Source organism: Microbacterium sp. B24 (genome assembly GCF_000333415.1).
In the GTDB taxonomy this organism is placed as follows: Bacteria; Actinomycetota; Actinomycetes; order Actinomycetales; family Microbacteriaceae; genus Microbacterium.
This window is the reverse complement of the sequence record NZ_BADB01000516.1, coordinates 1-11,030: the sequence shown is the minus strand read 5'-3', so window position 1 is coordinate 11,030 and position 11,030 is coordinate 1. Positions and strand designations below refer to the sequence as shown.

Genomic DNA, 11,030 nt, shown 5'->3' with positions numbered 1-11,030 from the left:
GCGTCGTTCTGCGCGGCACTCGGTCTCAACCCAGACACGTCGGATACTGTGTTCTTGCGCCCTGCCGCCGTCGCGGCATCCGGCCCACCCGAAGGACGAATCAGGCCAAATGACTTCCCGCATCCTCGTTGTCGATGACGACATCGCGCTCGCCGAGATGATCGGCATCGTGCTGCGCACCGAGGGCTTCGAACCGCTGTTCTGCGCCGACGGCACCGCCGCCGTCGAGATGTGGCGCGATGAGCGGCCCGACCTCGTGCTCCTGGATCTGATGCTGCCGGGGATGGACGGCATCGAGATCTGCACGCGCATCCGTTCCGAATCGGGCGTTCCGATCATCATGCTCACCGCACGCACCGATACCGCCGACGTCGTTCGCGGGCTCGAGTCCGGCGCGGACGACTACATCGTCAAGCCCTTCAACCCGAAGGAGCTCGTCGCGCGGATCCGCACGCGGCTGCGACCCGCCGCTGAGGCGACGGGCGGTGATCTTCGCATCGGCGACGTCGTCGTCGATGTCGCCGCCCACGAAGTGCGCCGGGGGAGCGAGGTCATCGCGCTCACCCCGCTGGAGTTCGAGCTGCTGGTGGCCCTCGCCTCGAAGCCGCAGCAGGTGTTCTCGCGCGAAATGCTGCTCGAGCAGGTCTGGGGCTATCACTACAAGGCCGATACCCGTCTCGTGAACGTGCACGTGCAGCGGCTGCGCGCGAAGGTCGAGATCGATCCGGACAACCCGCGGATCGTCATGACGGTGCGCGGCGTCGGCTATCGCGCCGGCGCGGTGGTGTGATCGGCCGCTCATGACGCCGCAGACGGCGACCGTGCCGACGCTGACCGGCTGGCGCGACTGGCGCAGCTGGCCGCGCCGTGTGGCATATGCGTGGGCCCGGTCGCTGAGGTTTCGCACGCTCGTCATCACGATCGGTGCGACGGCTCTGGCCATCCTCATCGCGTTCGTCGCGATGGCGCTCGCGATCCAGAACGACCTCTTCGAGTCCCGCGTCCAGCAGGTGCAGGAGGCCGTGCAGCGCGCTACGCAGTCCACCCAGCAGACGCTCAACGCCGCGCAGATCGACGGCGACGGTGCCGCATTGCAGTCGCTGTGGAACAACGCGACCGATTCGATCGCGCGGCAGGCCGGGACCGACATGATCGCCGCGTTCCGCATCTCGGATGAGCCGTCGACGATCGCGCCGCAGGACTTCCAGCGCGGAGGGTTGACCGCGGGGTTGATCACGCCCGGGCTGCGCGGCGCCGTTCAGGGCGACAGCCAGAAGCGCTGGTGGCAGTCCGTCGGCCTGCCGGCCGCCGACGGCGGCACGGTGCCCGGGATCGTCGTCGGGCAGCAGCTCGAGTTTCCCGAGGTCGGCGCCTACGAGTTCTACTTCGCCTACGACCTCGCCCCGGAGCAGCAGACCCTGCAGTTCGTCCAGATCACCCTGTGGCTCGTGGGCGCCGGGCTCGTGCTGCTGATCGCGGCGATCTCCTCCTTCGTGCTGCGCTCGGTGACCGTTCCGATCGCCGAGGCCGCCGAAACCAGCGCGACCCTCGCCGCCGGCGATCTCGCTGTGCGGCTGCCGGTGCGAGGGGAGGACGAGTTCGCGATCCTCGGCCGCTCGTTCAACGCGATGGCCGACAGCATCGAAGCCCAGATCAAAGAGCTCGCCGAGCTCTCGCTCGTGCAGCAGCGCTTCGTCTCCGACGTCTCCCACGAGCTGCGCACACCACTGACGACCATCCGCCTGGCCAGCGACATGCTCAACGACCAGCGCGACTCCTTCGATCCGACGACCGCCCGCGCCGCAGAGCTGCTGCATGCACAGGTGCAGCGCTTCGAGACGCTCCTGACCGATCTGCTGGAGATCAGCCGCTACGACGCGGGCTCGGTGCAACTGGAGTACGAGCCGACCAGCCTCGCGCATCTCGCCGAGGACGTCATCGCCTCGATGCAACAGCTGGCCGATCAACATGGGACGGACGTGCGCCTGGTCGCCCCCGGAGGCTACTCTCCGGTCGACATGGATCCCCGCCGTGTCCGGAGGATCGTGCGCAACCTGCTCGGCAACGCCATCGAGCACGGCGAGGGTCGCCCGATCGTCGTCACCGTGGACAGCAACCAGCGTGCGGTCGCGATCGGCGTCCGCGACTACGGACTCGGGATGAGCGCCGCCGACGCCGAGCGTGTGTTCGACCGCTTCTGGCGCGCCGACCCGTCGCGCAAGCGCACGATCGGCGGCACGGGACTGGGGCTGTCGATCGCGCTCGGTGACGCGAAGCTGCACGGCGGCACCCTGGCCGTCTGGTCGGATCTCGGACGCGGGACGAACTTCGTGCTGACGCTACCGCGGCAGGGTCAGCCCATCGACGGCTCTTCGCCGGTTCCGGTCGACCCGGGCGAGGACGGCGTTTCGCTCGACGATCTCGGGCTCACGCAGCCGATCACCGTGTTCGACAAGGGGGGTCGCTCATGACTGTTCGGCGTCTGCGCCGGGCGGGCATCACCGTGCTCGCGGGAGCGCTCATGGTGGTGCTCGCCGCGTGCGCGGGTCTGCCGACCTCGGGGCCGGTCAACCCGGGCGTGCGGATCGTGGACGACGGCACCTCCGGTGACATCGCGTTCATCCCGAAGGGCCCGGTCAAGGACGCCACCCCCCAGCAGATCGTCGAGGGGTTCATCGCGGCCGGCACCGGCCCCACGAACAACTGGGAGACCGCCCAGCAGTTCCTCGCCCCCAGCTACAAGGGCACCTGGAAGCCGCAGGCCGGCGTCACGATCTACGCGTCCGGGCAGCGCACCCTTCAGCAGAGCGCATCCGGCGATATCGTGCTGACGGTCTCGCCGGTGGCGACGGTGGATGCCACGGGTGAGATGAGCCCAGCATCCGACAACGGCCCCATCCCGCTGACCTTCAAGCTCGCTCAGCAAGACGATGGGCAGTGGCGGATCACGCAAGCACCCGATGGGATCGTGCTGGACAAGGCGCAGTTCCAGGCGGTGTTCGGCGACTACGCGTTGATGTACTTCGACCCGACGTGGACCTATCTGGTGCCCGACGTGCGGTGGTTCCCGCGTTATTACGCCGCCACCAACATCGCGCAGGGACTGGTCGACGGGGCCCCCGCGCCCTGGCTGCGCGGGGCGGTGGTGAGCGCGTTCACGGATGGTGCACGGCTCGAGTTGACATCCGTTCCGCGTCAGTCCAACGTCGCGCAGGTGACGCTCCAGGACGGTGCGCGCTCGCTCGACCAGATCGCGCTGAACCGCATGCAGACCCAGCTGGAGGCGAGTCTCGACGTCCCCGGGATCACGAGCGTGGACATGCTGCTTCCGGGGGGTCAGCAGCTGACGGCCCAGCGCGTGGACGTCCGCTCCACCGCGGTGGCGGCCAACCCCCTGGTCCGCACCGACGACGCCTTCGGGTTCGTGTCGGGGACGACCATCTCGCCGATCCCCGGACTCTCCGACGCGCTCATGCAGATCTCGGCGACCGACATCGAAGTCAACGCCGATCGCACCGTCGCCGCCGTCCGCGACGCGTCGGGCGCGGTTCTCGAGGTCCCCGCTGACGGCCCCGTCCGCCGCCTCGACCCGCGTCCGGATCTCGTCGCCGCCTCCATCGATCCCGCGGGCTACATCTGGTCGGTGCCGTCGAACGCACCCGGATCGGTGATCGCATATGCACCGGGCGGCACCTCCGTCCCGATGTCCGGAGGATGGTCGGGTGCCTCCGCGGTCATCGCGCAGCGGGTGTCGCGCGACGGGACGAGGCTCGTCGCCGTGGTGCGCGACGGTGATCGCTATGCCATCTGGGGAGCGGGGATCCAGCGGGATCGCAACGGCGCGCCCACCTCGCTCTCCTCGCCGGTGAAGAAGCTCGCGACGCTGTCGGATGCCGCGACGGATCTCACGTGGCTCGATGCGAGCACCCTCGGCGTGCTCGCGGGCGCCGGGCAGGACCAGTACGTCGAGGCGGTGCACGTCGGCGGCTTCTCGGACGCGCCGATCCGTACCCCTGGTGACACCTCGACGCTCTCGGGACAGACGTCGAACGCGAGCGTGAGTGACACCGACGGCGAGCTCTATGCGCAGCGGGGTGCCAACTGGCAGCAGCTGATCGGGGGCGTCCGGGTACTGGCGGTGCAGCAGGGGATGCCGCGCTGAGGCGGATCCTCCTCCCCGCGTCGCGCTGCGCAGACATCGGTCCACAGGTCCGCGTTCGCGTCCGCGTGCAGGACATGCGTTCGGCAGGCTGGCATCATGCTCGAACCGATGCCACTGCGCGCGTCCGCGTGGCGCCGCGTGGGCGAGGCCGCGGCAGCGGCGCTGTCGCTCGTGCTGCCCGTGTGGTGCGCGGGCTGCGACGAGCCGGACGTCGCCCTGTGTGCGAACTGCCGTGAACTCCTTCGACCGTCCGTGCGCGTCGGTTCACTCCGTCCGGGCCTGCCCGTGTGCTCCGCACTGGATTTCTCGGGCGTGCCGGCACGTGTTCTGCGCGCGTTCAAGGAGGACGGGCGGACAGGACTGGCCCGGCCCCTCGGCGCCGCCCTGGCCGCGGCCGTGGCGCGGCTGGACGGTGACGGCATCGATGTGGCGGTCGTGCCCGTGCCGTCCTCACGCCGCGCGTTCCGCCGGCGCGGATACGACACCGGAACCCTGCTGGCGGGGCGCGGCGGACTGAAGCCGCTCCGGGCGCTGAGCTCACGCGGCGCGGTCGCCGACCAGCGGGGGCTCGGTCGCGAGGCCCGCGCGCGCAACGTCGCGAGAACCCTCCGTGCCCGTGACGTCGCCGGTCTGTCGGTCATCGTCGTCGACGATGTGCTCACCACAGGGGCGACGCTGCGAGAGGCCGTGCGGGCGCTGACGGCGGGCGGTGCGCACGTGATCGGGGCCGCGACCGTCGCTGCCACCGCCCGACACGCCCCGTGAGCGCAGATCCATTGCCGATGCTCAGAGAATCGGTCCGTTACTCCCGGGATTCTCGCGTGACAGCGCCGCCTCGCCCCGATAGCGTGGGAGAGACCAAGGCGAACTCAGGGTCCGCCCTTGACCGGCTGGACCCGGAACAAGGAGGTCAGGATGGAAACCAGCATCGTCGGCGTGGGTGTGAGCATCTCGGATCGTTTTCGCACCGTCACCGAAGAGAAGTCCGTCCGCATCGGAACGTTGTCCCCCCGAGCGCAGCGTCTCGACGTCAAGGTCACCCATCGCGCGTATCACAACGGAAGCCGCGAAGAGGAGACCGTCGAGCTGACCGTCACCGGCAAGGGTCCGCTCGTGCGTGCGGAGGCCACCGACAACGACAAGTTCACGGCACTCGACATGGCTGTGGACAAGCTCGCCGAGCAGCTGCGTCGTGCCAAGGACAAGCGCGTGGACGCCCGAAACCACCCGCGCGGAGCCAAGCTCGACAAGGGCAGCGGGGCGCTGTCCGGCATCGACGTGCAGCCGGCATCGGTGGAGACGCTGCGTGCGGTCGCGACCGGCGAGATCCCGATCGCCGTAGGCGACGAGGGCGAGGACAACTACACGCCGGTCGTGATCCGCACCAAGAACTTCGACGCCGAGTGGATGACGGTCGAAGAGGCCGTCGACCGCATGGAGCTGGTCGGACACGACTTCTTCCTCTTCATCGACGCGCGCACCGACCACCCGAGCGTCGTCTATCGCCGCAAGGGCTGGGACTACGGCGTGATCTCGCTCACCGCCAGTGCTCCGCCCGCCGCGGAGCTCGCGTCCTGAGCCACCCGGCCGAGCCCCGAAACCGGGGCGAGTGAACAGAATCGGATGCCGCGACGCGCGGCATCCGATTCTGTTTCTCCGATCCGATTCCGCTTCTTCGGCGCGGGTCGGCGCATCCGCCCGATCGGGCGGACTCAGTCGAAGATGCCGTCCAGGATGCTGCCGATGACCAGCCCGCCGAGGATGCCGCCGACCATGTCGCCGCCTCCACCGCGGCGACCGCCTCCCCAGCCGCCACCGTTTCCCCAGCCGCCGTCATTCGGGCGGGAGGAGTCGATGTCGCGCTGGGCCAGCTGCAGAGCCTCCGCCGCCAGCTGCCCGCACCGACGGGCGTCGGCGAGGGCCTGCTCGCGATCGTCCTCGCCGATGGGCTGTGCGCTCAGCGCCGCCAGGTCTAGACGGATCCGTTCTGCTTCGGCCAGACGGGTGCGCGCATCGGCGCCGATCCATCCCCGGTGGCCGGAGATGACGCTGCGCGCGACGCCGAGCTGGCGGTCCGCGTCGTCGATCGCATGGCGGACGTGGCCCTCCGGCGGTGCGGGGTGGGCCAGACGTGCACGGGCCTTGGCGACCGCGGCATCCAGTGCGGCGTTGGCCTCACGCAGTCGGGTGAGCTCACCGAACGGGTCGGGAAGCTCGCCCGCCGGGGTGAGTGCGGAAAGCTCGTTCTCGAGCGCAGCCATGGCAGCGCTCACGGCGGCGATGCTCTGCAGCTCACGAGCGGCCACGAGGTCGCCGCGCGAATCCTCCACGATGGCGTCGAGCGTGGACTCGGCACGCAACGCCTCCACTTCGAAGGCGTCCACGGCATCCAACAGGGTGGTCGCGCGGCGCACCGCCTCCATCGCCGTCTCCAGCGCGAGGTTCGCCTGCTCCCGCTGACCACTCTCGCGTCGTGCCGTGGAGACATCGGCGCCGTGCGTGGCGAAGGCGAAGAGCTGGGCGGCTTCGGTGGCGTTCTTCTCGATGCGCCGCACGGCGGCAGGCGCGTACCGGGCGTGCACGCGCGCGAGAGTCGCCTCGGCGCGTTCGAGTCGCTGTGTGCCCCGCTCGACGTCGGCGCGGATGCCGGCGATGATCTCCGGAGCGCGGCGGGCGCGCTCGACGGGCTCGGCGAGAGCTTGGAGGCGATCGTCGAGGAGCTCCTGTGCCCAGTCGCACAGCTGGATGATGCGCGCGTTGCGCGTGCGCAGCTCGTCGGGGGTGTCCGGGATGTGGTCATGATTGAGCTGATTCAGCTGGAACGCCTCGCCCATGTGGCTGCGCACCGCGTTGAGCGCCTCGCGGAGGCTCTGGGTGGGCTCGGTGCCCAGTTCGATCTCGGCGAAGACGAGTTCGTCCTCCGTAGTGCGCAGGCGCTCGTCGATCTCGACGAGCGCCGCGTCCGCCCGGCGGCCGAGCTCGGCGTCCTCGGCCGCCCGCTGCTCGCGTTCCTGCTTGCGTGCGCCCCAGAATCCGGCCATGTCACGATCCTATGCGCGTGTTTTCGAGGTCTCGCGCAGGTAAGCAAAGTCACAGCCAGGTAACATGGCCCCGTATGCCGTGCCCGCGTGCGCGGTCGAGGCGACGTCGCACGTCGCCCGCACCCGATAGATGGAGATGCTCCGTGGCCAACCCTCTCGAGAAACTGCTCCGCGCCGGCGAAGGACGCATCCTGCGGCGGCTTCAGCAGGTCGTGAAGGCGGTCGGCGCCCTGGAAGAGGACTATGCGCAGCTGACCGACGAGGAGCTGCGCGGCGAGACCGCCGAGCTGCGCGCCCGCCACGAGGCGGGGGAGAGCCTCGACAAGCTGATGCCGGAGGCCTTCGCAGCCGTGCGCGAAGCCGCCAAGCGCACCCTCGGCCAGCGTCCCTACGACGTCCAGATCATGGGTGGTGCGGCGCTGCATCTCGGCAACATCGCGGAGATGAAGACCGGTGAGGGAAAGACGCTCACCGCGACCTTCGCCGTCTACCTCAACGCGATCGCCGGCCAGGGCGTGCACGTCATCACCGTGAACGACTTCCTCGCGTCGTATCAGGCCGAGCTCATGGGTCGCGTCTACCGTGCCCTCGGCATGACCACCGGCACCATCGTCGCCGGACAGACCCCCGAGGTGCGCCGCGAGCAGTACAACGCCGACATCACCTACGGCACGAACAACGAGTTCGGCTTCGACTACCTGCGCGACAACATGGCCTGGCAGAAGCAGGATCTGGTTCAGCGCGGTCACTTCTTCGCGATCGTCGACGAGGTCGACTCGATCCTCATCGACGAGGCGCGCACCCCGCTCATCATCTCGGGCCCGTCCTCGGGCGAGGCCAACCGCTGGTTCGTCGAGTTCGCGAAGATCGCGAAGACGCTCGAGGCCGGGGTGGACTACGAGGTCGATGAGAAGAAGCGCACCATCGGTGTGCTCGAGCCCGGCATCGAGAAGGTCGAGGACTACCTCGGCATCGACAATCTGTACGAGTCGGCGAACACCCCGCTGATCTCCTTCCTGAACAACTCGATCAAGGCCCTGGCGCTGTTCAAGCGCGACACCGACTACGTGGTGATGAACGACGAAGTCATGATCGTCGACGAGCACACCGGCCGCATCCTGGTCGGGCGTCGCTACAACGAGGGCATCCACCAGGCCATCGAGGCCAAGGAGGGCGTGCCGGTCAAGGCGGAGAACCAGACACTCGCCACGGTCACGCTGCAGAACTACTTCCGCCTCTACGACAAGCTCGCCGGCATGACCGGTACCGCTGAGACCGAAGCGGCCGAGTTCATGTCCACCTACAAGCTCGGCGTCGTTCCGATCCCGACGAACAAGCCGATGATCCGCAAGGACCAGCCCGACCTCGTCTACAAGAACGAGCAGGCGAAGTTCGCGCAGGTGGTCGAGGACATCGCACGCCGTCATGAGACCGGACAGCCGGTCCTCGTCGGCACCGTCAGCGTCGAGAAGAGCGAGTACCTCTCGCGACTGCTCGCCAAGAAGGGCATCAAGCACGAGGTGCTCAACGCCAAGAACCACGCGCGTGAGGCTGAGATCGTCGCTCGCGCCGGCCGGCTCGGCGCCGTCACCGTGGCCACCAACATGGCCGGTCGTGGCACCGACATCATGCTCGGCGGAAACGCCGAGTTCCTGGCGGTGCAGGAGCTCAAGGCGAAGGGGCTCGACCCGGTCGAGACGCCCGATGAGTACGATGCCGCCTGGACCGAGACCTACGCCGCGATGCGCGACACGGTGTCCGAGGAGGCGACCAAGGTCGTCGAGGCCGGCGGACTGTACGTCCTCGGAACCGAACGCCACGAGTCCCGTCGCATCGACAACCAGCTGCGCGGCCGCTCGGGCCGTCAGGGCGACCCGGGCGAGAGCCGCTTCTATCTGTCGCTGACCGACGACCTCATGCGACTGTTCCAGTCCGGCGCCGCCGAGGCGATTCTCGCCCGCACGAACTTCCCGGACGACGTCGCGATCGAATCGACCATGGTCTCGCGCGCGATCAAGAGCGCGCAGTCCCAGGTCGAGGCCCGCAACGCGGAGATCCGCAAGAACGTGCTCAAGTACGACGACGTCCTCAACCGCCAGCGCGAGGCGATCTACGCCGATCGCCGCCAGATGCTCGAGGGTGACGACCTGTCCGACCGCGTGCAGCACTTCATCGAGGACGCCATCGGCGCGATCATCGATGACCACACCGGTACCGGCCACAACGAGAGCTGGGACTTCGACGCGCTGTGGACCGAGCTGAAGACGCTGTACCCGGTGTCGGTGACGATCGACGAGGTCGTCGCCGAAAGCGGCAACAAGGGGCGCGTCACGCCGGAGGTGCTCAAGCGCGAGATCCTCTCGGACGCGAAGATCGCGTACGCGGCGCGTGAGGAGAAGCTCGGCGAGCCCGCCATGCGCGAGCTCGAACGTCGCGTCGTGCTCCAGGTGCTCGATCGGCGCTGGCGTGATCACCTCTACGAGATGGACTACCTCAAGGACGGCATCGGCCTGCGTGCCATGGCGCAGCGCGACCCGCTGATCGAGTATCAGCGCGAGGGCTACGAGATGTTCCAGACCATGATGGGCCAGATCAAGGAGGAGTCGGTCGGCTTCCTCTACAACCTCGAAGTCGAGGTGCGCCAGAGCGGCGAGGAGGTCGAGGCCAAGGGCCTGCAGGTCGCGCCCTCGGTCGAGAACCAGAAGCTCCAGTACACGGCTGCCAACGACGCCGGCGAGGTCGAGGTCCGCAACGATCGCGGGCAGGTCCAGCAGGCGGCGACGAGCAAGCTCCGCCAGCAGAGCGCGCCCGCCGCGCCGGCCGCACCCGCCGCCGAGGCTCCGCGCGGGGCATTCGGGCAGCGCACGGATGCCGCGGCATCCGCGCCTGCGGCGAACAACCGCGCCGAGCGTCGGGCCGCCGGCAAGAAGAAGTAGTCGACGGTTGGGGTCGCCCCGGTCCACGGGGCGGCGATTGGCCTCGTCGGGGCGGCGATATCCTGATCCGATGAGTCCTCGCATCCTCGACCAGTCATCCAAGCTCAAGGACGTTCTCTACGAGATCCGTGGAGCCGCCCTTGTCGAAGCTGACCGGCTCGAGGCCGACGGCCACCGCATCCTCAAGCTCAACACGGGCAACCCCGCCGTCTTCGGTTTCGAGGCTCCGTACCAGATCGTCCGCGACATGATCGAAGCGGTGCCGCACGCCCACGGCTACAGCGACAGCCGCGGCATCATGTCGGCCCGCCGCGCCGTCGTGTCGCGGTACGAGCAGGTGCCCGGGTTCCCGGCGTTCGATCCGGACGACGTGTACCTCGGCAACGGGGTGTCCGAGCTCATCACCATGACCATGCAGGCGCTGCTGGACAGCGGTGACGAAGTGCTGATCCCCGCGCCGGACTATCCCCTGTGGACGGCCATGACGAGCCTCGCCGGCGGGACGCCGGTGCACTACCGCTGCGACAACGAGAACGGATGGCAGCCCGACCTCGAAGACATCCGGTCGAAGGTGACGCCGGCCACGAAGGCCATCGTCGTCATCAACCCGAACAACCCGACCGGCGCGGTGTACTCGCGCGAGGTGCTGGAGGGGATCGTCGAGATCGCTCGAGAGCACTCGCTGCTGCTGCTCAGCGACGAGATCTACGACCGCATCCTGTTCGACGACGCCGTGCACATCCCGCTGGCCACGCTCGCGCCGGACCTGCTCTGCCTGACGTTCAACGGCCTGTCGAAGACCTATCGCGTGGCGGGGTACCGGTCGGGTTGGATGGTCATCACCGGCCCGAAGAAGCACGCCGCCGGGTCCTCGAAGGCATCCAACTGCTG

The 11,030-nt window shown here is 68.7% G+C and carries 7 protein-coding genes and 1 pseudogene; 7 read left to right on the top strand and 1 reads right to left on the bottom strand.

Going from position 1 to position 11,030, the window contains the following annotated elements:
* Positions 1–109 precede the first annotated feature (109 nt).
* From mtrA to hpf, 5 genes are all read left to right on the top strand, one after another.
* Positions 110–790, top strand: a complete 681-nt coding sequence (mtrA, locus tag I5I_RS15080; RefSeq protein WP_036321663.1) for an MtrAB system response regulator MtrA — start codon at positions 110–112, stop codon at positions 788–790.
* Positions 791–800: 10 nt separating this feature from the next.
* Positions 801–2,471: an MtrAB system histidine kinase MtrB gene (gene mtrB, locus I5I_RS15075; RefSeq protein ID WP_036321661.1), complete on the top strand. Its 1,671-nt coding sequence runs from the start codon at positions 801–803 to the stop codon at positions 2,469–2,471.
* Positions 2,468–4,162: an LpqB family beta-propeller domain-containing protein gene (locus I5I_RS15070; RefSeq protein ID WP_036321660.1), complete on the top strand. Its 1,695-nt coding sequence runs from the start codon at positions 2,468–2,470 to the stop codon at positions 4,160–4,162. Before mtrB ends, I5I_RS15070 begins: the two co-directional genes overlap by 4 nt.
* A gap of 96 nt (positions 4,163–4,258) precedes the next feature.
* The gene (locus tag I5I_RS15065) at positions 4,259–4,927 is read left to right on the top strand and encodes a ComF family protein (protein WP_036321657.1); all 669 of its coding nucleotides are present in this window, start codon (positions 4,259–4,261) and stop codon (positions 4,925–4,927) included.
* Between the two features lie 150 nt (positions 4,928–5,077).
* Positions 5,078–5,740, top strand: coding sequence for a ribosome hibernation-promoting factor, HPF/YfiA family (gene hpf, locus I5I_RS15060; RefSeq protein ID WP_036321656.1), 663 nt, complete (start codon positions 5,078–5,080; stop codon positions 5,738–5,740).
* A gap of 134 nt (positions 5,741–5,874) precedes the next feature.
* Here the strand turns inward: hpf and I5I_RS15055 are convergent, their stop codons facing one another.
* Entirely contained in the window at positions 5,875–7,203 is a 1,329-nt protein-coding gene (locus tag I5I_RS15055; protein WP_036321654.1) for a hypothetical protein, read from the bottom strand.
* 143 nt (positions 7,204–7,346) lie between these two features.
* On the opposite strand from I5I_RS15055, the gene secA reads away from it, so the two are divergent.
* Positions 7,347–10,139, top strand: coding sequence for a preprotein translocase subunit SecA (gene secA / locus I5I_RS15050; RefSeq protein WP_036321652.1), 2,793 nt, complete (start codon positions 7,347–7,349; stop codon positions 10,137–10,139).
* A 70-nt stretch (positions 10,140–10,209) separates the two neighbouring features.
* Positions 10,210–11,030, top strand: a pseudogene (locus tag I5I_RS15045) (aminotransferase class I/II-fold pyridoxal phosphate-dependent enzyme); the annotation flags it as partial.